General features: G+C 68.9%; 20 protein-coding genes and 3 tRNA genes. 11 read left to right on the forward strand and 12 right to left on the reverse strand.

Going from position 1 to position 22,090, the window contains the following annotated elements; all coding sequences use genetic code 11:
* Nucleotides 1-132 precede the first annotated feature (132 nt).
* Both queE and CBM2586_RS08210 read right to left on the reverse strand, forming a co-directional pair.
* A complete protein-coding gene (queE, locus tag CBM2586_RS08205) occupies nucleotides 133-768 on the reverse strand; it encodes a 7-carboxy-7-deazaguanine synthase (RefSeq protein ID WP_115662073.1) in 636 nt (211 codons plus the stop codon).
* A gap of 350 nt (nucleotides 769-1,118) precedes the next feature.
* On the reverse strand, nucleotides 1,119-1,625 hold the full coding sequence (locus CBM2586_RS08210; protein ID WP_115662072.1) for a DUF1993 domain-containing protein: 507 nt from the start codon (nucleotides 1,623-1,625) through the stop codon (nucleotides 1,119-1,121).
* Between the two features lie 193 nt (nucleotides 1,626-1,818).
* Here CBM2586_RS08210 and CBM2586_RS08215 point away from each other — a divergent pair, with 193 nt between their 5' ends.
* Complete coding sequence (locus CBM2586_RS08215) at nucleotides 1,819-2,220, forward strand: hypothetical protein (RefSeq protein WP_115662071.1); 402 nt, start codon at nucleotides 1,819-1,821, stop codon at nucleotides 2,218-2,220.
* 9 nt (nucleotides 2,221-2,229) lie between these two features.
* On the opposite strand, the gene CBM2586_RS08220 is transcribed toward CBM2586_RS08215, so the two are convergent.
* Nucleotides 2,230-2,844, reverse strand: coding sequence for a DUF2239 family protein (locus CBM2586_RS08220; RefSeq protein ID WP_115687212.1), 615 nt, complete (start codon nucleotides 2,842-2,844; stop codon nucleotides 2,230-2,232).
* Between the two features lie 195 nt (nucleotides 2,845-3,039).
* Here CBM2586_RS08220 and CBM2586_RS08225 point away from each other — a divergent pair, with 195 nt between their 5' ends.
* Both CBM2586_RS08225 and CBM2586_RS08230 read left to right on the forward strand, forming a co-directional pair.
* A complete protein-coding gene (locus tag CBM2586_RS08225; RefSeq protein ID WP_240987906.1) occupies nucleotides 3,040-4,569 on the forward strand; it encodes an FAD-dependent oxidoreductase in 1,530 nt (509 codons plus the stop codon).
* A gap of 116 nt (nucleotides 4,570-4,685) precedes the next feature.
* Nucleotides 4,686-5,126 carry a DUF2231 domain-containing protein gene (locus tag CBM2586_RS08230; protein WP_115688700.1) on the forward strand — a complete coding sequence of 147 codons (441 nt, stop codon included), beginning with the start codon at nucleotides 4,686-4,688 and terminating at the stop codon, nucleotides 5,124-5,126.
* Nucleotides 5,127-5,141: 15 nt separating this feature from the next.
* On the opposite strand, the gene CBM2586_RS08235 is transcribed toward CBM2586_RS08230, so the two are convergent.
* Nucleotides 5,142-6,452, reverse strand: a complete 1,311-nt coding sequence (locus tag CBM2586_RS08235; protein WP_115687213.1) for an NAD(P)/FAD-dependent oxidoreductase — start codon at nucleotides 6,450-6,452, stop codon at nucleotides 5,142-5,144.
* Nucleotides 6,453-6,484: 32 nt separating this feature from the next.
* Nucleotides 6,485-7,912, reverse strand: coding sequence for a homospermidine synthase (locus CBM2586_RS08240; RefSeq protein ID WP_115687214.1), 1,428 nt, complete (start codon nucleotides 7,910-7,912; stop codon nucleotides 6,485-6,487).
* Between the two features lie 244 nt (nucleotides 7,913-8,156).
* On the opposite strand from CBM2586_RS08240, the gene CBM2586_RS08245 reads away from it, so the two are divergent.
* Nucleotides 8,157-8,618, forward strand: a complete 462-nt coding sequence (locus CBM2586_RS08245) for a hypothetical protein (RefSeq protein ID WP_231942472.1) — start codon at nucleotides 8,157-8,159, stop codon at nucleotides 8,616-8,618.
* A gap of 33 nt (nucleotides 8,619-8,651) precedes the next feature.
* Here CBM2586_RS08245 and CBM2586_RS08250 read toward each other — a convergent pair whose 3' ends face one another.
* Entirely contained in the window at nucleotides 8,652-12,329 is a 3,678-nt protein-coding gene (locus tag CBM2586_RS08250; RefSeq protein ID WP_240987907.1) for a putative Ig domain-containing protein, read from the reverse strand.
* Between the two features lie 915 nt (nucleotides 12,330-13,244).
* Here CBM2586_RS08250 and CBM2586_RS08255 point away from each other — a divergent pair.
* The 4 genes from CBM2586_RS08255 to CBM2586_RS32015 all read left to right on the forward strand — a co-directional run bounded on the left by CBM2586_RS08255 (nucleotide 13,245) and on the right by CBM2586_RS32015 (nucleotide 15,398).
* Nucleotides 13,245-13,793, forward strand: coding sequence for a phage tail protein (locus tag CBM2586_RS08255; RefSeq protein WP_115688702.1), 549 nt, complete (start codon nucleotides 13,245-13,247; stop codon nucleotides 13,791-13,793).
* A 9-nt stretch (nucleotides 13,794-13,802) separates the two neighbouring features.
* Entirely contained in the window at nucleotides 13,803-14,339 is a 537-nt protein-coding gene (locus tag CBM2586_RS08260; RefSeq protein WP_115662063.1) for a phage tail protein, read from the forward strand.
* Nucleotides 14,340-14,352: 13 nt separating this feature from the next.
* Nucleotides 14,353-14,874: a phage tail protein gene (locus tag CBM2586_RS08265; RefSeq protein WP_115687215.1), complete on the forward strand. Its 522-nt coding sequence runs from the start codon at nucleotides 14,353-14,355 to the stop codon at nucleotides 14,872-14,874.
* Between the two features lie 344 nt (nucleotides 14,875-15,218).
* On the forward strand, nucleotides 15,219-15,398 hold the full coding sequence (locus CBM2586_RS32015) for a hypothetical protein (protein WP_240987936.1): 180 nt from the start codon (nucleotides 15,219-15,221) through the stop codon (nucleotides 15,396-15,398).
* A 251-nt stretch (nucleotides 15,399-15,649) separates the two neighbouring features.
* Here the strand turns inward: CBM2586_RS32015 and CBM2586_RS08275 are convergent, their stop codons facing one another.
* Nucleotides 15,650-16,351: a helix-turn-helix transcriptional regulator gene (locus CBM2586_RS08275; protein ID WP_181924344.1), complete on the reverse strand. Its 702-nt coding sequence runs from the start codon at nucleotides 16,349-16,351 to the stop codon at nucleotides 15,650-15,652.
* Nucleotides 16,352-16,577: 226 nt separating this feature from the next.
* Here CBM2586_RS08275 and CBM2586_RS08280 point away from each other — a divergent pair, with 226 nt between their 5' ends.
* The 3 genes from CBM2586_RS08280 to CBM2586_RS08290 all read left to right on the forward strand — a co-directional run bounded on the left by CBM2586_RS08280 (nucleotide 16,578) and on the right by CBM2586_RS08290 (nucleotide 19,131).
* Nucleotides 16,578-17,264 (forward strand): VTT domain-containing protein, encoded by a 687-nt coding sequence (locus CBM2586_RS08280; RefSeq protein WP_115688704.1) that lies wholly within the window; start codon nucleotides 16,578-16,580, stop codon nucleotides 17,262-17,264.
* Nucleotides 17,265-17,455: 191 nt separating this feature from the next.
* Nucleotides 17,456-17,782, forward strand: coding sequence for a helix-turn-helix transcriptional regulator (locus CBM2586_RS08285; protein WP_115662060.1), 327 nt, complete (start codon nucleotides 17,456-17,458; stop codon nucleotides 17,780-17,782).
* Between the two features lie 2 nt (nucleotides 17,783-17,784).
* Nucleotides 17,785-19,131, forward strand: coding sequence for a type II toxin-antitoxin system HipA family toxin (locus CBM2586_RS08290; RefSeq protein ID WP_172587067.1), 1,347 nt, complete (start codon nucleotides 17,785-17,787; stop codon nucleotides 19,129-19,131).
* A gap of 61 nt (nucleotides 19,132-19,192) precedes the next feature.
* On the opposite strand, the gene CBM2586_RS08295 is transcribed toward CBM2586_RS08290, so the two are convergent.
* The 5 genes from CBM2586_RS08295 to CBM2586_RS08315 form a co-directional block, all read right to left on the reverse strand.
* Nucleotides 19,193-19,267 (reverse strand) — tRNA-Thr (locus tag CBM2586_RS08295).
* A gap of 33 nt (nucleotides 19,268-19,300) precedes the next feature.
* A tRNA-Gly gene (locus CBM2586_RS08300) sits at nucleotides 19,301-19,376 on the reverse strand.
* A 4-nt stretch (nucleotides 19,377-19,380) separates the two neighbouring features.
* Nucleotides 19,381-19,456: transfer RNA gene (locus CBM2586_RS08305), tRNA-Asn, on the reverse strand.
* A 120-nt stretch (nucleotides 19,457-19,576) separates the two neighbouring features.
* On the reverse strand, nucleotides 19,577-20,659 hold the full coding sequence (locus tag CBM2586_RS08310) for an alpha/beta fold hydrolase (protein WP_115687217.1): 1,083 nt from the start codon (nucleotides 20,657-20,659) through the stop codon (nucleotides 19,577-19,579).
* A gap of 168 nt (nucleotides 20,660-20,827) precedes the next feature.
* A complete protein-coding gene (locus tag CBM2586_RS08315) occupies nucleotides 20,828-21,745 on the reverse strand; it encodes a transcriptional regulator (RefSeq protein WP_231942470.1) in 918 nt (305 codons plus the stop codon).
* Nucleotides 21,746-22,090: the final 345 nt, after the last annotated feature.

Here is a 22,090-nt window from a genome sequence, read left to right on the forward strand (position 1 = left end):
GCGTGTAAGCGGACGCCGCGCGTGCGTCCGAAGCCTCTATTGTGGACTGAATTGCCTGCCTGATGCGGCCTTCGTCGTCGCCTTCGTGGCTGGCCTCATGGCTCGCGCGCGGCCGGCCAGCGGCACCGCCGCTCAGCGGATGCCGAGCAGCTTGTGGGTCTGCAGCGACAGCCGCCACTGCGGGTGGCGCTGGCAGAAGGCCACCGCGGCGGCGGTATTTTCCCGCGCCAGCGGACCATCCATGGCCTGCACCAGGAAATGGCGGAAATCAAGCTTCTCGTATGCGGCAAAGTCCTGCCCTGGCTGCGGTATCACCACCTTCAGCTCGTCGCCGCGCGTGACCACCAGCTCAGAACCCATCTTGGGGCTGACGCAGACCCAGTCGATGCCGGGCGGCACGGCGATGGTGCCGTTGGTCTCGATCGCGATCTCGAAGCCCTGCGCATGCAGCGCGTCGATCAGCGGCGCATCGAGCTGCAGCAGCGGCTCGCCCCCGGTGCAGACCACCAGCGGCTTGCCGCCGGCGCCCTGCGGCCACTCCGACGCGACCACCGCGGCCAGTTCGTCGGCGCTGCGGTACTTGCCGCCGCGCGTGCCATCGGTGCCGACGAAATCCGTATCGCAGAACTGGCACACCGCGCTGGCGCGGTCCTGCTCGCGGCCGCTCCACAGGTTGCAGCCGGCAAAGCGGCAGAACACCGCGGCGCGGCCGGCGTTAGCGCCTTCGCCCTGCAGCGTATAGAAGATTTCCTTGACGGCGTAAGTCATGCGTGGGGGTCTCTCTCGGACCGTAAAACAGCGGTTCGCAGCGTTCGGCAGCGCCTGGCTGGCCGGGGTTCAGTAAAGGATGGGCAGGGCCGGAGCCGGACCTCGCGCCGCGTGGTCGCATTGACGCGAGGTCGCGCCCTCGATGTGGACCGGATGTGGAGCGAAAGGTATCGATCGGGGCGGGTGCTGGCAGCAAGGGTGCTGCCCGGTGGGGCTGTCCTGGCCTGTCGCAGGCTGCGCCCGGCATTGGGCCGGACGTGCCGCAAGTATACCAGAGGCCCCAGGGGTTCCGCTTGCCCGCCGCCCCGGCAATGGTGAAGCCCGGTGCTCGCGCCGGGCCCGGTGCGAGCCTACTTCAGCCCGAGGTAGTCGCGCTTGCCGATCTGCACGCCCTTGTGGCGCAGGAGGTCGTAGGCGGTGGTCACGTGGAAATAGAAATTGGGCAAGGCAAAGCCGAGCAGGTAGGACTTGCCGTCGAAGCGCAGCGGGCCCTGCGGCAGCTTCAGTTCGACCACGCGCTGTTCGCTGCCTTCCAGCTGCGCCGGCGTGATCTGCTCCAGGAACACGATGGTGCGGCCGATGCGGTCCTGCAGTTCGGCGAAGGTCGTTTCAGTATCGGCAAAGGACGGCACCTCGATCCCGGCCAGCCGCGCGGCGCAGCCCTTGGCGGCATCGCTGGCGCGCTGCACCTGCGCCGGCAGCGGATCCATGTCGGCGATCAGGCGGGTCTGGATCAGGTCGGCCGGATCCATTCCCTGCGCCTGCGCGTGGGCTGCGCCCCGGGCGAGGATCGCGTCGAGGTTGCCCAGCGCGCGGATAAACGGAGGGATCGAAACGTCGTACATCGAAAGTGCCATGAAGGGTCTCCTGTGCAGGGGCGGGTTTCTTGTCTTGCGGCCCGGCATGCGGACCGGACCGCAGCCGCGAGCATAGACCGGATCGGCCTTCGCTGCCGGACCATGCGCCGCAGGCCGGCATCCTGATTTAACATAGCCAGCCACCGCCCCCGCAATCCTGCAATCCTGCCGCCCTGCCCCGCCCGCGCCCGACATGAACGCGCCGTTCCCCCTCCGCACGGAATGCCCGCCCGGTGCCTGCATCTGCGGGCGCGAAGCGCTGCTGAGCGCCCCCGATGCCGACCTGCGCGTGCTGCGCCTCACGCGCGCCGAGGAAAAGCGGCTGGTCGAACGGCTCGAGAACCTGACCAGCCTGGCCGAGCTGCAACGGCTGGAGGGCCTGATGCAGGCCCAGCTCGGCATCGTGCTGAGCATCACGCCCAGCGCGCGCGGCGTGCGCACCGTGCGCGGCATCAGCATCCAGGTACTGGAGCAGCCCGGCCTGTGCCGCAAGATCCGCCAGTCGATCCCGGCCGCGATCCGGCGCAGCATGGAGGCGCATCCCGAGATCGCCTACGCGATCGTCGATGCGCACGACCTGCTGGGCGGGACCTGAACCCGCCGCTCAGGCGTTGCGGTCCGCCAGCCGCAGCGCGTGTTCGCGCACATCCGCCGGCCAGGCCGCGATGTGCCGGGCGAACCCCGCCAGGTCGTCGGCGAACAGCGCCCGGCTCGCCTCCTCGAAACCGGCCAGGTCCCCGGCAATCGCCACCATGAAGTGATAGGCGCGCTCGCTGGCCGCGCGGCTGCGATCCTTGCCGGCGGGATCGCGACGCGCCTGTTCGACCAGCTTGCGCAGTGCCACCGATGCGCCGCCCGGCTGTGTGGCGAGCCATTCCCAGTGGCGCGGCAGCAGCGTCACCTCGCGCGCTACCACACCCAGTTTGGGCCGGCCGCGACCGCGCGGTGTCTGCGGCGCATCGCCGCCCTCACCGGCCGCCGGGTGCGGCGCTGCCAGCCGTGCCGCGCGCACTGCCGACCGTTCAAGCACCTCGTCTTCGGTGCCGCTGGTATCCAGGTCGATCGAGCGGCCGGTGCTGTCATCGAATACCAGCACCGGCCCGGCCGCGCCGTGGTCCAGGGCCCGTCTTAGCGCGAGCGCGTTGTCCGGCAGCGGACCCGAGGCAATGCGGCGGTGGCCGTCGAAGGTGGTGAAGTGGTGAGGCATCGGCGCTGTCATGGCAGGTCTGCGCAAGAGAAACAGGAACATCGCCAAATATTACCCGGATAAAATATAAAGTCAATATTACCCGGGTAATTTCTGGCGATCCGGCCATCCGGGTGTAGGACCGCGCCCGATATCTGCGCCGCCGGCCCTGACCTATCACTGAGACATAGACAGAGACATAGGCAAGACAAGCGGAGGCCGGGCGGCATGACGATTTCATACTGGGCAGCCGGGACAACCCTTTCCAGTCCGCCGCTGGACGGCGACGCGAGCTGCGACGCCTGCGTGATCGGCGCGGGCATCGCCGGGCTGTCGGTCGCCTATGAACTGGCAGCGGCCGGACAGGCCGTGATCGTGATCGATGCGCAAGGGCCTGGCGCCGGCGAAACCGGCAGGACCACCGCGCACCTGATGACGGCCTTCGACGATTATTTTTTCTACATCGAACGCCATCTCGGGCAGCGGGCGGCGCGGCAGGTGGCCCAGAGCCACGCGGCGGCCGTGTCCCGGATCGAGTCGATCTGCGCGGCAGAGTCGATCCACTGCGACTTCCGGCGCGTCGACGGCTTCCTCTTCGCCGAATCCTCCGAGGGCGAGGAGCTGCTGTCGAGAGAACTGGATGCCGCGCACCGGGCCGGCCTCGACGACGTCGAGCGGGTCAGCGACGTGCCGACCGGCAAGGTGGCGCTGCGCTCGGCGCTGCGCTTCCCGCGGCAAGGGCAGCTTCATCCGCTGCAGTACCTGGGCGGCCTGGTCGACGCGCTCCGGCGCCGCGGCGGCAGCGTGTACGGCAACACCCGCGCGATGGAGGTGGAGGATGGCCGGCCCGCCACCGTGCGCACCGACCGCGGCGCGCGCATCGAGGCGGGCAGCGTCATCGTCGCGACCAATACGCCCTTTATCGACCGCTTTGCCATTCATACCAAGCAGGCCGCGTACCGCACCTTTGTGGTCGGCATGAAGGTGCCGCGCGGCAGCATGCCGCCGTGCCAGTTCTGGGACACGCTCGATCCCTACCATTACGTGCGCATTGCCGGCGATCTCGACGCCGACTACCAGCTGCTGATCAGCGGCGGCGAAGACCACAAGGTCGGCCAGGCCGACGATGCCGCGCAGCGCTTCGCCCGGCTGGCCGACTGGACCCGCCAGCGCTTCCCCGTGGTCGACGAACCCGTGTTCGCGTGGTCGGGCCAGGTGATGGAGCCGGTCGACGGGGTCGCCTTTATCGGCCGCAACCCCGGCGCTACCAACGTCTATGTCGTCACCGGCGATTCCGGCAACGGCATGACCCACGGCGCCATCGCCGGCATGCTGATCCGCGACCAGATCACCGACCGCACCAATGACTGGGCCGATCTTTACGATCCGTCCCGCAAGTCGGTGACGGCCGTGGTCGAGTATGCGCGCGAGAACGCCAACGTGGTGGCCCGCTACGCCGACTGGCTCGGCAAGGACGGCGGCGTCGCGCTCGATGCCATCGCCCCGGGCGAAGGGCATGTGGTCAGGACCGGCGGCCGCCACGTGGCCGCGTTCCGCGCCGCGGACGGCGCCCTGCACACCTTCGACGCCACCTGCCCGCACCTGAAATGCCTGGTCCAGTGGAACAGCCTGGAGCAATCCTTCGATTGCCCCTGCCATGGCTCGCGCTTCGGCGTCGATGGCGCGGTGCTGCATGGTCCGGCGAAAGGTGGCCTGGAGCCGGTCAACGTGACCCGCGACGACCAGCGCCATCATTGAACGGGGAGGCACGCCGCGCCGGCGCTGCGATGGCATTGCGATGGCGCGGCGAACGCGAGGGCCCGTGCGCGCCATGAATGCGCCATGAATGCGCCCTGAACGTCGAAGGAGTCGCCATGCTCACTCCCGCCAGCATTGCCAGGCACCCGATCCATCCGATGCTGATCACCATCCCCATCGGCTTGTGGATCTTTTCCTTTGCCTGCGACCTGATCCGCTATTTCGGCGGCGACAGTCCCAACTGGCCGGTGGTGGCCTTCTATGCCATGGTCGGCGGCATCATTGGCGCGTTGCTCGCGGCCGTGCCCGGCCTGATCGACCTGTTGTCGCTGCCGAGCGGCATCCGCCGCATTGCGCTGCTGCACATGGGCATCAACCTGACGGTGGTCGCGCTCTATGTCGTCAATGCCTGGTGGCGCATGCGCGGGGCCGGGGCCGGCGCCATGGTGCTGTCGGCAATCGCCATCGGCCTGCTGGTGGTATCCGGCTGGCTGGGCGGGAAGATGGTGCATGTCCATGGCGTGGGCGTGCAGACCCCACCGGCACCGCCGCGGTGACAAGGCTGGCCGCCCTTAAAGCAGGTCGCGCAGCTTGTAGTACCACATCCCCAGCACCAGCGCGGGAGTCCTGAACAGCGCGCCGCCCGGAAAGCGGTGATGCCGGATGCGGGTAAAGACATCGAATCTCGAGGCATCGCCGCTCATGGCCTCGGCGATCAGTTTGCCGGCCATGCCGGCAAACGACAGCCCGTGGCCGGAGAACCCCTGCGCATAGTAGAGGCTGGTGCCGATGCGGCCGAGGTCGGGCGCCCGGTTCATGGTGATATCGACGAAGCCGCCCCACGAATACTCGATATTCAGGTCCGCCGTTTGCGGAAACACCTGCAGCATGCGCGTGCGGATGCGTTGCACCAGGTTGCCGGGCGGGCGCGCGCTGAAGGTCTCGCCCGCGCCGAACAGCAGGCGGTTGTCGGCACTGAGACGGAAATAGTCGACGATCAGGTTGTTGTCTGAGACCGCGACCCGGCTCGGCATCAGCGCGGCGGCACGTGGCGCGTCCATCGGCTCGGTCCCGATCATGTAGGTGCCCACCGGCATGATGCGCGCGGCGATTTCCGGCGCGAGATGGTCGCCGAACTCGCCCAGGTAGACGTTGCCCGCCAGCACCACCTGCCGGCACCGCACTTCGCCCTCGGCCGTCCTCACCACCGGTCCCTGGTCGCGCTCGACGCGATAGGCGGCCGAATTCTCGAACACCTCGACACCCTGCCGGCGCGCCGCGTCGCCCAGTCCCAGGCAGTACTTCAGCGGATGCAGGTGGCCCGAGCGCGGGTCATACGCCCCGGCGACAAAGCGGTCGCTGGCGACATGGCGGCCAAGTTGCGGGCGTTCGACCCATTCGAGCGGATAGTCATAGCGCTCGCGCATATGGCGCACCCAGCGGCGCAGGCCCTCGACCTTGTGCGCCCTTGGCGCCAGCGTCATGTAGCCGCGCACGTGGTCGCAGGCGATGGCGTAGGTGGCGATGCGCTGCTCCAGCAGGCGCATGCCCTCGACCGATGCATTCCAGGCCGCCTGCGCAAGCTCGGCCGGGCACTGGCGCTCGATCGCGCCCTCGCCCTCGGCGCCGAATCCGACGATGGCCTGCCCGCCATTGCGTCCCGAAGCGCCCCAGCCGATCCGCTGGGCCTCTAGCAGCGCCACGTGGAAGCCGCGCGCGGCCAGCTCCAGCGCGCACGACAGCCCGGCATAGCCGCCCCCCACCACGCACACCTCCGCATCCGTGCGCCCCTGCAGCGGCGGGTTCGGCGCCGGCCGCTCGACGCTCGCCTCGTAGTACGAGTTCTCGATGACGCCCAGTTCCTTTTGCAGCAGCCCCGACATCGTCTTCGGCTCCGGTTGCGCCAGGCCTGCGCCTACGGCACGCGCACGTTGACGAACTGCCAGGGGTCTTCATCGCCCGCTTCCGGATACAGCTGCGAGTGCTGCGCCAGCGGGGTCCAGTCGCCATAGACGCCGGCCACTTCGCCCAGGTAGGGCCGCGCGACGCGCAGCACGGTTTCGTAATCCAGATCGTCGGGCTCGACCACGCCCGCGCGCGGATGCTCCAGCGCCCAGACCATGCCGCCCAGGATGCCGGCACCCACCTGCAGGCTGGTGGCGGTGTTGTGCTCCACCAGTTCCCGGGCCTGATCGATGCGCAGTCGGGAGCCGTACCAGTAGACGCCGCGCGCATTGCCCATCAGCAACACCCCGAGCTCGTCCATGCCGGCGACGATATCGTCGCGCAGGATGCGCTGGTGGTCCTGCTTGCGGCCGCCGTTGCCCATCAGCTCGTCGATCGACAGCAGCGCGTCGTCGCAGGGACGGTAGGCATAGTGCACGGTCGGCCGGTAGACGACTTCGCCGTTGTCGCGCAGCGTCAGGTGGTCGGCAATCGAAATCGATTCGCCATGCGTGATCAGGAAACCGTGGTACGGGCCGCCCAGCGGGGTCCAGCTGCGCACGCGCGTGCCGAAGCCCGGTCGCGTCAGGTATACCGCCGCATCCGAGCCGAACCCATGCCGCCGCGCGTCCGCCGGCCAGTGCCGCTCGTGCGTGCCCCAGCCCAGTTCCGCCGGCTGCATCCCTTCCTCGATGAAGGCATCGACCGACCAGGTATTGACGAACTCGTTGGCAAGCTTGCGCCGGCCACCCACCTGCGTGTCTTGCTCGGCGATGTGGATGGCGCGGATATCGAGCTGCCGCGCCAGGGCCGCCCAGTCCTCGAAGCTTGCCGGCCGCTCGTGGTCGACGTCGTTGTCCGCTGCGATATTGACCAGCGCCTGCTTGACCAGTGCCGACACCAGGCCGGGGTTGGCGCCCTGGGTCAGGATCGCGGTGGGCCCGTCGCGCTTGTCGAGGCGGAACGCCAGCACGCCTTCGCGCAAGGCATAGTTGCTGCGGCGTGACAGCGGCGCGGCCGGGTCCGTGGCAGCGCCCGCCCAGGGTTCGATCGAGGTATCCAGGTACAGCGCGCCGTGCTCCCAGCAATAGCGCACCAGCGCCTCGCTCGAGACATTGACCGACAGGTTCAGCAGGAAATCGCCCGCGCCGACCAGATCCTGCAGCACCTGCTTGTGGTTTTCCTCGGTCAGCGCCTTGGTCACCACGCGGATGCCATAACCCTGCGCAATCGAGGTGTCGTTGTCCGCCGGACAGATCACGGTGATCTGCGCGGGCGTGATGTCGAGATGGCGCAGCAGCACCGGCACCACGGAACGCGCGATGCTGCCGAAACCGACGATCAGCATGCGGCCGCCCAGTCCCCCGAATTTCTTGAAAGTGGTTGCCGGCGCCCCCATCGCGTGCTCCCGAGATACCGCCGCTGCCAAGATCACTTCTAATCTCATAAGCAATCCGCATGCCCGTGGCCGGGGCCGCATCATGCGCAGCGCTATGCCGCTGGCCGCCCACACCGGCCGATGTGGCCTCAGGTAACTATTGCCTGCCGGCCCCGGCAAAGCTTGCAACGGTGTGCGCGCCAGCATGCGCGCCAGGGTGGAACGCCCCTTGCGGCTACCGTGCTTCCACCGCAAGGAGACGATGATGAAAGCACGGACATGGATGATGGCCTGGCTTGCCTGCACGGCGCTGGCAAGCGGTGCGGCACTGGCGCAGGGCGCGGGGGGTGCCGGCGGGGGTTCAGGGGGCAGCTCGGGCGGCGGCAGCGCCGGTACGGGCCCGTCCGGCACGACCGGCACGCCGGGCAGCCCGGGCACGCCCGGCACCGGCACCAGCATGACCGACGGCGGCGGCAAGGCCGCCAGCGGCGACACCCACGGCGGCTCGCGCTCGTCGGCCGGCAAGCGGCATGGCACCGATGCCGGCGCTGGCCGCGCGGCAGGTGCGTCTGGCGTGGCCGCGCCATCCGGCGCGACCGGTTCGCCGTCGGTTACCGGCCCGGGAACCATGCGCGGCAGCGGACCGGACGCACCCAGCACGGGCACCGGCGGCACCGGCACGACCGGGCCGTCGGGCGGCGCGCCCGGAACCGGCATGAGTCGCTGAGCGCGGAGCGCGGCACGGGCGGCGCCCGCGCGGCTAGAACGGCGCCGCGAACGTGAGCCGCACGCCCTGCTGCAGCCCGCCCATGCCGGTCATCACGTTGTAGTCCAGGCCGAACGTCATCGAACGCGTGCGCAGCCTGCCGCCCAGCCCCAGCTGCAGGCGATCGCGCCCGTACGGCGCGTTGGACACCGTGTAGGCGGGGCCGGTGCCGGCAAGGTCGGCGTACGCCAGCCCGGCCGCACCCTGGCCGCTGAAATCGTGCTGGTACTCCAGCCGCGCGAACGGCAGGAACAGGCCCCATCGTGTCGACGTGGCGTATTCCGTGCGCAGCCCGAGCGTGCCGGACACCGTGGTCACGGTCTGGCCAAAGTACTTCAGCGCGCTGAACCCGGCGCCGGTCTCGGTGAAGGGGTCGAGCGTGCTGTCGGATACTGACAGGCGTCCGTACGGCGACACCAGCCAGGCCTGGCTCCGATACTCGTATCCCGCCGACAGCGAGGCAAAGACCTGGTGCCCGTCGCGCTTGCCGTAGGCGAACGCGCTTTCGTCGCCGACCCAGCGGCGCGAATCGAAACTGAGCGAGCCATAACCGGCGACGCCATCGATAAACAGCGACGGCTGCGGCCGGTAGCTGCCGTACAGCGCGGCGCTGAAACTGTCCGCCGTGCTGCGGGTGCCGGCCGAACCCACGTCGGTGCTGTCGCGGCCATAGCCGAAGCCGATGCCGAGCGTGAGCTGGTCGGAGAAGCGGTAGTCGGCCCCGGCCGTCACGCCGCCGGTGGTGAAGCGCAGGCCCGAGCGCTGCGTGCCCGCATTGGCGAAGCCGAAGTCGACGGTGCCCGCGGTCCAGAACGCCAGGCGCGCGTCGTCGGCATCGTCGGAGTCGTCCGCGCCAGCCGCGTCGGCGCCGCTGCCGGGGTCAGCGCCACCGGGCAGGTCCGGGACGTTGCCGGCGCCGGCGCCGGCGCCGGTGTCGGCGCTCGCGCGCGCGTCACGGGAGCCGGTCGAGCCTTCATTTGCGCCTCCTCGCTGGCCGGCCACGGCGGTGCCGCGCAGGCAGGCATCGCGCGCGGCGAAGCCCGCGAGCGCCTGGCAGCGTTGCGGATCGGCCTGGGCGCGCGGCATCACCACCGAGATCTGGTTGCCCGAGCGCGCCCTGCCCTTGCCGTGCAGCGCCTCGAGGCGCTGGTTGTAATTGGCGATCTGCGCGCTCGCGAAGCGCCGCGCCGCCTCGATCTGGGCGTTGACCAGCCCGACCACGTCGGGATCGGTGGACGGGTCCCGGCGCGCCGTCACGACCACCTGGATCAGCGCCGGCGACGAGGTCGCCACGGCATTGCTAAGCGTATAGGTCACCACCGCGGTACCGGCGAAGGCGGCCGCCGGTACGAAGTTCACGGCGTAGGCCGTGGCGGCGGGCTGCCTGCCATCAGCGGCCGGCGTCTTCGGCGCGGCGCTGGCCACGGTCGCGGTGCCGGCCTCGGCGGGCACCACCGAGACGATCGCGGCGCCGGTAAACGGCCCGCCGCTGGCGCCCTCGGTCACGTCGACCGCAACCGGCCGGCCCGCCAGCGTCGACACCTGTTTCTGCGCCACCGGAACCGGCACCGCGTTGACTGTCACGGTCACCGGCACCGGCGCCGAGGTCCCGGCGCTGTTGACCAGTGCATAGGTGAACGTGATCGGGCCCGCGGCGGTCGGCACCGGCGTATAGATGATGTCGAGTCCGTTCACCACGGCGCTGCCGCTGGCCGGCGGCGTGACGATGCTGACGCCCGCAAAGGGCCCGTTGGCGGCATTGGCGGCGGCGTGGATGGTCACCGGCGCATTGGACAGCGTGGTCACGGCCACCGGCGGCGCCGAAGGCATGCCCTGCCCCGTGGCCAGCGTATAGACGCGGCTGATGCTGTAGGGCGCGCCGGTGCCGGTGCTGCTGTCGGTCACGCGCACCGTGAAGGTCTGCGTGCCGGCCGTCGGCGGCGTACCGCTCAGCACACCCGTGGACGGGTTCAGCGACAGCCCCGCGGGCAGCGTTCCTGCGGCGACGGCAAAGGTGTACGGCGCGGTGCCGCCGCCCGCGGTAAATGCCTGGCTGTAGGCAACCCCTGACACCGGCGCCTGCAGCGACGCGGGCGACAGGGTCAACGCCGGCGCGCTGACGGTCAGCGTGTAGGCCTGGCTGCCGGTATAGGGACCGGTGCCGGCGCTGCTGTCGGTGGCGCTCACGGTGAAGTGGTGCGTGCCGCCGCCGCTTGGCGTGCCCGCCAGCACGCCGCCTGCCGACAACGACATGCCGGCAGGCAAGGCGCCCGCCGTGATCGCAAACGTGTACGGCGCCGTGCCGCTGGTGGCCGTGAGGGCCTGGCTGTAGGCCGCAGCCACGGTCGCCTGCGGCAGCGTGGCCGGATTGATGACGATGGTCGGCGCACCGAGCGCGAGGCTGTACGCGCGGCTTCCCGTAAAGCCCAGGTTGTCGGTCGCCTGGATCGTGAAGTTGTAGCTGCCGCCGGCTACCGTCGTGCCCGCAACCGCGCCGGTGCTGCCATTCAGCGTCAGCCCCGGCGGCAAGGCGCCCGCGACCACGCTGTAGGTGTAGGGCGCGCTGCCACCGCTCGCGCTCACGCTCTGGCTATAGGCGACTCCCAGCGCGGGATTAACCAGCGTCGCGGGCGACAGCATGACCGTCGGCGCGGCGATGGTCAGCGCATAGGCGCCGGCCACGCTGTACGGCCCGGTGCCCGTGCTGCTGTCGTTTGCCTGGATGGTGAACGACACGGTGCCCGCCGTGCGGGGCGTACCGGCCAGCACGCCGCTGGCGCTGTTGAACGCCAACCCGGCCGGCATGGTGCCGCCATTGATCGTGATCGAGTAGGAATAGGGACCGGTGCCGCCGCCCGCCGTGAAGGCCTGGCTGTACGGGCTGCCCGCCGTCGCGCTGAGCGGCCCCGGCGCCGGCGACAGGCTCATCGCGGCCCCGCCCAGCACCAGCGACAGCGTGCCGCTGGCGGCGCTGAACGGTCCCGTTCCCGAGCTGCTGTCAGTGGCCCGCACCGTGAAATTGAAGGTGCCGCCCGCAGTTGGCGTACCCGCCAGCAAACCCGCGCTCGACAGCGTCATGCCGGGCGGCAATGCGCCCGATGCCAGCGTATAGGTGTAAGGCCCGCTGCCGCCGCTGGCGACCGCCAGCGACTGGCTGTAGGCGCCCCCCACCGAGCCCGGCGGCGGCGATGACGGCGCATAGATGAGCGTCGGGCTGGACACGGTGATGGTCACGGTGGCGGGAGCCGAGGTGCCGGAAGCGTTGGTGGCCGTATAGGTGAAGCTGTCCGGTCCCGCGTAGGACGAGGTGGGCGTATAGGTGATCGACGTACCGCTGGCAATCGCCGTGCCGTGGGCGGGCGACGATCCCACGGCGACGCTGGTCGCCGCGGCGCCGGTGAGGTTCAGCGTGATGGCGTTGCCGGCGCTGCCGTACGCCACCGTGGCACTGACGCTGTTGGCCACCGGCGGGCCCGAGACAAAGGTGAACTGATCGGCGGCGCTGGTGGCGCTGGTACCGCCGGCGGTGGTCACGGTGATGTCGACCGTGCCGGCCGGGCGGGCCGGTGCCGTGGCGGTCAGGGAGGTCGCGCCATTGACCACGAACGATGCGGCCGTACCGCCGAACCTGACCGCGGTCACGCCGACGAAGTTGGTGCCGGTAACAGTCACGGCGGTGCCCCCACTGGTCGGGGCCGGACGAAGGCGTCACGGCGGTCACGGTCGGCGGGCCGGCGGAGACGTTGAAATTCACCGTACCGTTGGGCGCCCAGGTTGCGCCATCGTCGCTGGTGAAGAACGTCGCGCTGTCGGTGCCGACGAAACCGGCGGGCGGCATGTAGACGAAGCCGTTCTCGTTCTGGCCATTCGGCAGTTGGCCGTTGTAGATGTACAGCGTGCCGCCCTGGGCGGTGGGGGTGCTACGGGTGGATGTGCCGAAGTTGGCGGTGCCGGCGGCGTCGTAGGCGATGGTGAACTGATTCGGATCGCAGGCAGCGTAGTCCGCGGCGGTGAAGCCATAGACCGTCTGCTGGTTGGACGTGGCGGCAAGGTTCAGCGTGCACGAGACCGCAAGTGCCGGCGCTGGCGCCCCCAGCAGCAAACCCAGCCACAGTGCCACCAGCACCAACCCGGGCCGGCAACGCCAGCCCTGCCACCACCGATGGACACATGCGACGGCCGCCGCCCTCCGCCCCGCACGCTCCGCGCCGGCGCAACCCCTGGCTTGTGTAGACACCCGATTTCTCCCGACACCCGCGGCTTGCGGCGGGTTGCCATTGCCGTCGGCGAGCGCGGCGCGCCGATGCACGGTCGGGGCGCGGCTCGGGTCGGGCGTTGTTATTTTTGTTGACTTTCCGCTGGCATCGCCAACACTTCGGTCTGTCTGCGAATCGCGTAGAACGGGTCTGCGGAAGGGGCCGCAGCAGTGACGCGGCCCGGTGCAGAAAATACGTCAAATCGATCAATTCGCAATTGATCAAATTTGATATCAGCTATCAAATTCAATTAAAACTGTTTTATTGCGGCGCCGCGCGCAGGCAGGTTGCCGCGTCTTTTTGGGTGTGGTTCGACCGGGGAAGGATGATCGTGGACCAGTATCTGGGGGAAATCCGGCTGTGCGCGTTCGACTTTGCGCCCAAGGGCTGGGCGCTGTGCAACGGCGCCCAGCTGTCCATCGCGCAGAACCAGGCGCTGTTCAGCCTGCTGGGCACGCAATACGGCGGCAACGGCACCACCAATTTCGCCTTGCCCGACCTGCGCGGCCGCACGCCGCTGCACCGCGATTCCGGCGGCATCGCGCAGGGCCAGATGGCCGGCGTCGAAACGGTCACGCTGACCACGGCGCAGGTGCCGGCCCACAGCCATCCGTTCAACGTTTCTTCCAGCCCGGCAACGGCGCTGAACGTCGGCGTGTCGCAAGACCGGGTGCTGGCGGCCAGCAACCTGTACAACGCCAGCGACCCATCGGTCTCCGGGCCCGGCCAGCCGTTGTACGGCACACCCGACTCGCTCGCGCCACTGCTGGACGAGGCCTGCGGCAGCAGCGGCGGCGGGCAGCCGCACGACAACATGCAGCCGTCGCTGGTGCTGAACTACATCATCTCGCTGGCCGGCATCTACCCGGGCCGGGGCTGAGGAGAGATCATGGCGCAACCATTCGTGGGTGAGATCCGCATGTTTGCCGGCAACTTTGCGCCGGCGGGATGGCAATTCTGTGCTGGCCAGACGCTCAGCATTGCCCAGTACGAGATGCTGTTCTCGCTGCTGGGCACTATCTACGGCGGCGACGGCACCAGCACCTTCAGGCTGCCCGACCTGCGCGGCTGCCTGCCGCTGGCCCAGGGCACGGGGCCGGGACTGAGCGCGCGCACCATCGGCCAGGCCTTCGGCAGCCCGGACGTGACCCTGCTGCCGGGCCAGATCCCCGGGCACACCCATCCGCTCCAGGCGACCAACACCATGGCCTCGACGGTGATCCCGGGACCGGACGTGCTGCTCGGCACCACGCCGTCGCCCAATGCGTTCTACGACGCCGGCACCGCCAACCCCCCCGGCAAGAACGCCTTTGCCTCCGGCACGCTCGGCATGAGCGGCGGCACCCAGCCGCACAGCAACCAGATGCCAACGCTGTCGCTGAACTACATCATCGCCACGGATGGACTCTATCCGTCGCAAGGCTGAACACGGAGGCCATATGTCAGACCAGTACCTGGGAGAAATCCGCATCTTCGGCTGCGCCTACCCGCCGGCGGGCTGGGCCGCCTGCGACGGGCAATTGATGGCGATCCAGCAGAATCCGGCGCTGTTCTCGCTGCTGGGCACCCAGTACGGCGGCAACGGCACCACCAACTTTGCCCTGCCCGACCTGCGCGGCCGCGCGGTGACCGGCCCGGTCGACCAGCAGCTGGGGAATCCGCAGGGCGATGCCACGGTCACCCTCACCGCGACGGAAATGCCCGCGCACAACCACGCGGCCTACGGCGACACCGCGCGCGCGGTCTCGACCGAAGCCAGCGCCAGGCTGCCCGCCCGCTTCATGGTGCCCAACAACCAGAGCTGCATCCCCGTCAGCGCGTCGCCGGCACCGGTCATGACCACGCTGTCGCCCCAGGCCGTGGGCGCGGCCGGCGCCAGCCAGCCGCACGAGAACATGCAGCCCTACACGGCGCTGATGTACTGCATCGCGCTGAGCGGGGAATATCCGCCGCATCCGTAGGCCGCCGATGCCCGCCATCGACGTGCCGGGCATCGCGCTGCGGCCGGTCGCCGATTCCGACGAGACCTTCCTGGCATGCCTGTACGCCTCGACCCGGGAGACGGAACTGCGCCGCACCGGCTGGAGCGAGGCGCAGCGCGCCGCCTTCCTCGCCATGCAGTTCAACGCCCAGCAACGCGCCTACCGGGCCTGCCCGGATGCCGAGTTCCTGCTGATGCTGCGTCATGGCGAGCCCATCGGGCGCCTCTACCTGCAGCACAACGCCGGCTCGCTGCACGTGATCGACCTGTCCTTGCTGCCCGGACACCAGAACCGGGGGCATCGGCAGCGGCGTGCTGGCAGCGGTGCTGGCGCTGGCCGCGAATGCGGGCAAGACCGCAGACCTGCACGTGGAACGGCACAACCGCGCGCAGGCGCTGTACCGGCGGCTCGGATTCCGGACCGTGCAGGACCACGGGTTCTATCGACGGATGGTCTGGGACGGTGCCTGCCGGGCCGCCCATGATGACCCGGTGCAGGCCTGAGTTAAACGCTGCCTACTGCCAGCCGCGCCGGCACCCGCCCTGCCCCCAGCCCTAATCCCGATGAGTAATGGCGACCGCCATGGACGGATCCTATATTGCCCCAGCAGCATGCATGCGGCGCCGGGCGCCACGCGACAAGGCTGCCGGAGCGCAGGGCACAGAAGATCCTCAGCCGCCACCTTCGCTTCCGTCCCGCATGCCAAGCAACAAGGCGGCACATCGTTGCAGGGGTGAATGCGGTTCCCGTTGCTTCATGACCGATTCAAGAATCCGAGGGGTAACACCATGAACGCTCCAACTGTCAGTGCATTCGATTTCCCGTCGCCCGGCGCCGTGCATGGCGTCAGCGTCGGAAAGGCCAGCCGCAGGCGTTCGGCCGGCCCCAGCCTGGCCACGGTGCGCTGCTGCGCCTGGCGGTAGCAGCGCAGCAAGTGCGGGCGCAGCGCCTGCAGGCGGTCGCGGTCGCCATCGCTGAACGGCGGACTGCCGCTGACGCGCAAGCTCACCACGGTGACCGCATAGCCCTCGTGCTGGAACACGATCGCCAGCAGCCGCCGCGCATTCGACGGCAGCAAGGCTTCGCGCGCCATCGGCAGCGCCATGAACTCGTCATCGCTGAAGAAATCCGATTCGCGCAAGGCGCGTTCGCCATAGAACTGGGGCTGGTACTGCCAGAACGGATGGCGGTGCCGGTGCCTGGCAAAGGCCTGCATGCCACGCGCCCGCGCGGCGGGGTCGTCGTCAACCGAGGCCAGCGCGCGCAACGCCTGGCTGCGATGGTGGAATTCCGCATAACTGACGACGTCGCCATCGCTGAGCCTGGCCACGCTGGGGAACAGCACGTCCGGCAGCGCCAGCAGGTCGGGCTCGTGCTCGTACAGGGAGATCACTTCGTCCCGGAATGCCTGCAGCTTCTTGTCCTCGGACGTCAGGGCGGTCGGTGAGGGGCGCATACTGGCCTTTCGCCTGCGGGGCACAAAGGTAACGACAAGAATGATGAAAATGCCAGACCGTGCGATTGTAGCGTGCCGCACGCGCAGGCGACATGCAGCGCTCGCACGCGTCCGCGCCCCGGCCACCCGCGTCGTCACCCGCGTCGAGTCGAGTGCGTCCCGAGCCGAAACTTTGCCCCCGGCCCCGCGTTCTAATTTTTATATGCTGCGCACTTTGTCCGCCACATTGTCTGGGAAGCGACACACCCTCCGGCACGCGCTCTGGTTCTCGCTGGCGCTCGGCACCGTGGCCGTGCTGGTGGTCGCGGTCGCGATGTCGCCTGCCTTCAAGGACCTGGTCGAACGGGTGGTCGACTGGGCACGCGAGGTCATGGCCCAGCACCCGGTGGCGGGGGCGCTGGTTTTCTTCGTGTTCTCGGCGGTTTCGGCAATGCTCGCCTTTGCCTCGAGCGTGGTGCTGGTGCCGGTGGCCACCGAAGTATGGGGCAAGCCGCTGACGGTGCTGCTGCTATGGGGCGGCTGGCTGCTGGGCGCGAGCGCGGCCTTCGGCATCGGCCGCCTGGCCGGTCCGCTGCTGGCCCGTACCGGCTACGCCGACAAGCTCGAGAAGTACCGGGGCTATGTGTCGAAGCGGATGAAGTTCTGGGCGGTGCTGCTGTTCTGCATCGCGGTGCCTTCGGAAATCCCCGGCTACCTGTTCGGCACCATGCATTACCCCTTGCCGAAATTCCTCGCCGCCATGGCCATCGCCGAAGCCGGCTATGCCTTGGGCATCGTCGTCGCGGGAGCAAGCCTGGCCATCGACCGCCCACTGCACTTCGTGGTCGCCGTGGGTGTGCTCGCGGTGGTTGCGGTGGCAGCCGGCCTGGTGCTGCGTGCGCGCAAGCGCCGGTCGCGCCGCCTGCAGCGCTGAGCGGACCGCTGCGCGGGACGCTGGCGCCACCGCAACCGCTTGACCGCCCAGGCATCCCACAGGTTTTGCCCGGTAGTCGGCTGATACAGGAAATAGCCTGTTTTCATGAATAACAGGCCAAAGATTGTAAATTCACGCAACAGGCCATATCCTGTATCTGTCCGGCCGCGGGCCGGCTCCGGGACCGCGCCATGCACTACGCCATCAAGACCATCCAGCAGTTGCGTCCGATTCTGCAGGGCTTTCGCAAGTCACGCGGCATGACCCAGGCCGTGATGGCAGAGCACCTCGGGGTCACGCAGCAAACCTATGCCGAACTGGAAGCCAACCCCGCCGCAGTCAGCGTCGAACGCCTGCTGAGGGTGCTGCGCGTGCTCGGTGTCGAACTCGTGCTGTCGCAGGCGGAGGCCGGCGCCACCGCGCCGCCCGCGCCAGCCCGGCCCCCGGCCAAGACGCCGGCGAGCAAGACCGGCACGGATCGCGCCGCGACTGGCCGGCGCCCGCGCGAGGACTGGTGACCATGGCGCGCGCGCGGCAAGGCAACCGGCTGGACCTGTGGATGAACGGCATCCCGGTGGGCTATTGGGAAACCGGCGCCGGCGGTGACCGGCTGGTCTATCGCGAAGACTGGATCGCCGACCCGCAGGGACGGCCGCTGTCGCTGTCGCTGCCGTTCACACCGGGCAACCAGCCGCATCGCGGCCCGGCGGTGGCCAACTATTTCGACAACCTGCTGCCCGACAGCGATGGCATCCGCCGCCGCATCGCGGCGCGCTATCGGGCCGGCGGCACCGACGCCTTCGCGCTGCTGGCCACGGTGGGACGCGACTGCGTCGGCGCCATCCAGATGCTGCCTCCCGGCGCTGCGCCCGAGGCGCTGCAGACGGTCAGCGGCCGCGCGCTCAGCGAAGACGAGATCGCCACGCTGCTGCACGAAACCACGTCGGCGCCGGTGCTGGGCCAGCGCGAGCCCATCGACGACCTGCGCCTGTCGATCGCCGGCGCGCAGGAAAAAACCGCGCTGCTGCGCTGGCGCGGACAATGGCAGCTGCCCCAGGGCAGCACGCCGACCACGCACATCTTCAAGCTGCCGCTCGGACTGGTGGGCAACATGCGCGCCGACATGCGCACCTCGGTGGAAAACGAATGGCTGTGCGCGCAGATCGTCGCGGCCTATGGCCTGCCGGTGGCGCGGTGCGAGATCGCCCGCTTTGCCGGCACCAAGGCGCTGGTGGTCGAGCGCTTCGACCGCAGGCCGTCGAGCCGCGGCACCTGGCTGCTGCGCCTGCCGCAGGAAGACATGTGCCAGGCCGCCGGCATCTCGGCCTTGCAGAAATACGAGTCCGATGGCGGACCCGGCATCCGGCAGATTGCCGAGATCCTGTCCGGCTCGCGCGCCGCGGCGAGCGACCGCCGGCATTTCTTCATGGCGCAGGTGGTGTTCTGGCTGCTGGCGGCAACCGACGGCCATGCCAAGAACTTCAGCATCAGCCACCTGCCGGGCAGCGAGTACGAGGCGACGCCGCTGTACGATGTCCTGTCGGCGCACCCGGTGATCGGCCGCGGCCGCAACCAGCTGGCGCCGCAAAAAGCGCGGCTGGCGATGGCGCTCCATGGCCGGAACAGCCACTACGCCATCCATGAGATCCGCGCGCGCCACTGGTTTGCACAGGGACAACGCATCGGCTTCTCTCCCGCCGAGGTCGAGGCCATCCTGGACCACGTGAGCGGGCAGACCGCCCAGGTCATCGACAAGGTTGCGTCGGCATTGCCGGCTGACTTCCCGCTCGATGTGGCCGACGCGATCTTCGACGGCATGCGCCGGCATAACCGCAGGCTGGCGGCGCGCGCCGAGGCTGACCTGTGAACGCGGGCGCAACGCCCGCGCAGGCATCGACCAGCCGGAAGGAAATAAAGCGGAAGAAAAGTGGTGCCCATGGGCAGGATCGAACTGCCGACCTCTCCCTTACCAAGGGAGTGCTCTGCCACTGAGCCACATGGGCGGGGGTTCCGGCGTGGAACCACGCCGAATCATCTGGAGCGGGAGACGAGTCTCGAACTCGCGACCTCAACCTTGGCAAGGTTGCGCTCTACCAACTGAGCTACTCCCGCATGCTGGCTCCCCGACCTGGGCTCGAACCAGGGACCTGCGGATTAACAGTCCGTCGCTCTACCGACTGAGCTATCAGGGAACATATCGCCGTTCAGCGAAGCGCGAATTCTACAACATCATCGCGCAGAATTGAAAGCCCCGATTTGAAAGCCCCGCTTTGAAGTCCCTTGGGCAGTGCGTGCAGAGCCCGCGCCGGCCATCACGCCGCGCTGCCCACGCCGCGCCCGGGTGCATGCCGGTCGACGTCGAGCACCGCCTGCGCAAACGCCGTCGGCGCTTCCTGCGGCGGATTGTGGCCCACCCCGCCGCTCAGGTTCCGGTGCTGGTACCAACCGGTGAACTTGCTGGCATAGGCGCTCGGCTTCGGGTGCGGCGCGCCGTTGGCATCGCCCTCGATGGTGATGGTGGGCACGCCGATGGCGGGCGCCATGGCAAGCCGCTGCTCGATCGCGTCGAACCTGGGCTCGCCGGCCGCCAGGCCCTGGCGCCAGCGGTAGTTGTGGATGGTGATGGCAACGTGGTCGGGATTGTCGAGCGCCGCGGCGCTGCGGGCGAAGGTGGCGTCGTCGAAGTTCCACTGCGGCGAGGCCAGCTTCCAGATCAGCCGGGCGAACTGGTGCGTGTACTGCTGATAGCCGGCGCGGCCGCGCTCGGTGGCGAAATAGAACTGGTACCACCACTGCAGCTCGGCCTCCGGCGCCAGCGGCTGCCGGCCGGCGGCCTGGCTGCCGATCAGGTAGCCGCTGACCGACACCAGCGCGCGCACGCGCTCGGGCCACAGCGCGGCCATGATGTCGGCGGTGCGCGCGCCCCAGTCGAAGCCCGCGACCACGGCATTCTTTATCTTGAGCGCGTCCATCAGCGCGATCATGTCGGCGGCGAGCGCCGAAGGCTGGCCGTTGCGCAGCGTGTCGGCCGACAGGAAGGTGGTCGAACCGTAGCCGCGCAGGTAAGGCACGATCACCCGATAGCCGCGCGCCGCCAGCAGCGGCGCCACGTCGGCAAAGCTGTGGATGTCATAGGGCCAGCCATGCAGCAACAAGGCGACCGGGCCGTCGGCCGGGCCCGCCTCCGCGTAGCCGACGTTGAGCACGCCGGCATCGATCTGCCGGAGCGAAGCAAAACCGGTATGCGTGCCTGGCGCGATGGCGGGCAAGGCCTCCGCCCCGGACACCCGGGCCTGTGCGCGCGCCGCGCGCGGCAGTCCCAGCGAACCGGCCGCCAGCGTCACCGCGGCGACACCGAGAAAGCCCCGACGGGGCAGGTTGATGGCGTTCGACATGTTGTTCTCCTGTATGCGTGGTGTGAATCCGAACGCAAGTCTAGGAGGCGGGTGCAAGCGGCATGTGTCTGAAACCGGGCCCTGTGTATCGCCGTGTATCTGGATCCGCGGCGCCCGATACAGCGATACAAAATGGCGATGCAACCTGGCCCGTGCTGCGCCGCGGCGCTACGCGTAGGTTTCGCAATTCTCCGTCATGGCGGCTTCGCTCCAGGCAAGCCCCGGGCGCAGGCGATGCCCGATCTCGCGCTCGGCCATCGCCAGCGGCGGCACGGCGTACCGCTCCGCCTGGGGCTGCGGCCGGGCCGCCGGCGCGTGCGCATCCAGCTCGACGCAATGCCTGAAGTCGCTCGCCGCCAGGCGCGCGCCAATGAACTTTCCGAACGCGTCGAGCTGGACCTGCGAGGTCATGCCGGCGCTGCCGCCGATCGCCGGGCAGATGATCCATGTCGTATCGCCCCGGGTGAACAGGTGCAGCCGCCGCGCCTGGTCCGCCGGCCGCAGCGCGTGCTCTTCGCCGGCGACGCCGTCCAGCGCAAAGGCTTCGATATATTCGTCGGTATGGCGGGGGCTCAGGCAGATGACCACCTTCGGACGCCAGCGCTCGCAGGTCCTGGCGATGAAGCGGAAGCGTTCGCCCTGCCGGCACAAGGCGACGTAGCGCTTCTGCGGAATCAGCTCTGGCTGGCCCCGGAACGCCTTGGACCAAGTCGTCCTGCCATCGACATGCGCGGGCAGCGGAAACAGGCTCAGGCGGAATTCAGCGCTGCCCGGCCCGTAGAGATGGCTCCAGTAGTACTGTTCCCAGTCGTTGTCGCCGAGCCGCACCCCCAGCGCCTCGGCCCGCGCGGCCGCCATGATGCGCGCCACGCACTGGTGGCCGAACCACCTGGCCATGTCTTGTCGATGCTGCTGGCGGAACACGGCATCCCAGGCCGGTGGTGCCAGCTGCGGATTGAGCGGCGCGACGATAGGTTCCGACCACGCCGGGCTTCGGTCGCATATCCAGACGGCAGCCCTTGGATTGCCTCCTTCCATGCCGACATAGGAGGCAAAATACCGGTCCAGTTCCTGACGCGTGAACATCCGTGAATGCTGCATTTTATCCCTTGCTGCTTAGTGGGACCCCCAATATTTAATGCCGCAACATGCCGCCGCCGCGACGGGCGTACGTACTGCCGTGGTCATATGCAAATTCTTTTTTAAGCAGAACGGGAAAATAGACGGACCCGGCATGCCCCTCCCCCGAGCGGCATGCTTCCATCGCTTTTTATAATGTCCCAAAGGGCCTGCTTAACGGCCTGCTTAAGCGCCTGCCTGAGTGATTGGAACAGGCGTGTTCCGGCGCGCGGCGCCGCCCTGGCAGGCGGTTCGGTCGCGGCTGGGTCGAATACCATTGGTGCCACCGGCGAGACGCCTGGCGTCTGCGCT

The sequence above is a fragment of the Cupriavidus taiwanensis genome, assembly GCF_900250115.1.
Taxonomy (GTDB): Bacteria; Pseudomonadota; Gammaproteobacteria; order Burkholderiales; family Burkholderiaceae; genus Cupriavidus; species Cupriavidus taiwanensis_B.

Excerpts from the sequence above, each read along its gene's own strand:
- CBM2586_RS08315 (WP_231942470.1), bottom strand. The coding sequence starts at position 21,745 with ATGTTCACGCGTCAGGAACTGGACCGGTATTTTGCCTCCTATGTCGGC.
- CBM2586_RS08265 (WP_115687215.1), top strand. The coding sequence starts at position 14,353 with ATGTCAGACCAGTACCTGGGAGAAATCCGCATCTTCGGCTGCGCCTAC.
- CBM2586_RS08310 (WP_115687217.1), bottom strand. The coding sequence starts at position 20,659 with ATGTCGAACGCCATCAACCTGCCCCGTCGGGGCTTTCTCGGTGTCGCC.
- CBM2586_RS08275 (WP_181924344.1), bottom strand. The coding sequence starts at position 16,351 with ATGCGCCCCTCACCGACCGCCCTGACGTCCGAGGACAAGAAGCTGCAG.
- CBM2586_RS08285 (WP_115662060.1), top strand. The coding sequence starts at position 17,456 with ATGCACTACGCCATCAAGACCATCCAGCAGTTGCGTCCGATTCTGCAG.
- CBM2586_RS08220 (WP_115687212.1), bottom strand. The coding sequence starts at position 2,844 with ATGACAGCGCCGATGCCTCACCACTTCACCACCTTCGACGGCCACCGC.
- CBM2586_RS08290 (WP_172587067.1), top strand. The coding sequence starts at position 17,785 with ATGGCGCGCGCGCGGCAAGGCAACCGGCTGGACCTGTGGATGAACGGC.
- CBM2586_RS08230 (WP_115688700.1), top strand. The coding sequence starts at position 4,686 with ATGCTCACTCCCGCCAGCATTGCCAGGCACCCGATCCATCCGATGCTG.
- CBM2586_RS08215 (WP_115662071.1), top strand. The coding sequence starts at position 1,819 with ATGAACGCGCCGTTCCCCCTCCGCACGGAATGCCCGCCCGGTGCCTGC.
- CBM2586_RS08235 (WP_115687213.1), bottom strand. The coding sequence starts at position 6,452 with ATGTCGGGGCTGCTGCAAAAGGAACTGGGCGTCATCGAGAACTCGTAC.
- CBM2586_RS08210 (WP_115662072.1), bottom strand. The coding sequence starts at position 1,625 with ATGGCACTTTCGATGTACGACGTTTCGATCCCTCCGTTTATCCGCGCG.
- CBM2586_RS08225 (WP_240987906.1), top strand. The coding sequence starts at position 3,040 with ATGACGATTTCATACTGGGCAGCCGGGACAACCCTTTCCAGTCCGCCG.
- CBM2586_RS08240 (WP_115687214.1), bottom strand. The coding sequence starts at position 7,912 with ATGGGGGCGCCGGCAACCACTTTCAAGAAATTCGGGGGACTGGGCGGC.
- CBM2586_RS08260 (WP_115662063.1), top strand. The coding sequence starts at position 13,803 with ATGGCGCAACCATTCGTGGGTGAGATCCGCATGTTTGCCGGCAACTTT.
- CBM2586_RS08245 (WP_231942472.1), top strand. The coding sequence starts at position 8,157 with ATGAAAGCACGGACATGGATGATGGCCTGGCTTGCCTGCACGGCGCTG.
- queE (WP_115662073.1), bottom strand. The coding sequence starts at position 768 with ATGACTTACGCCGTCAAGGAAATCTTCTATACGCTGCAGGGCGAAGGC.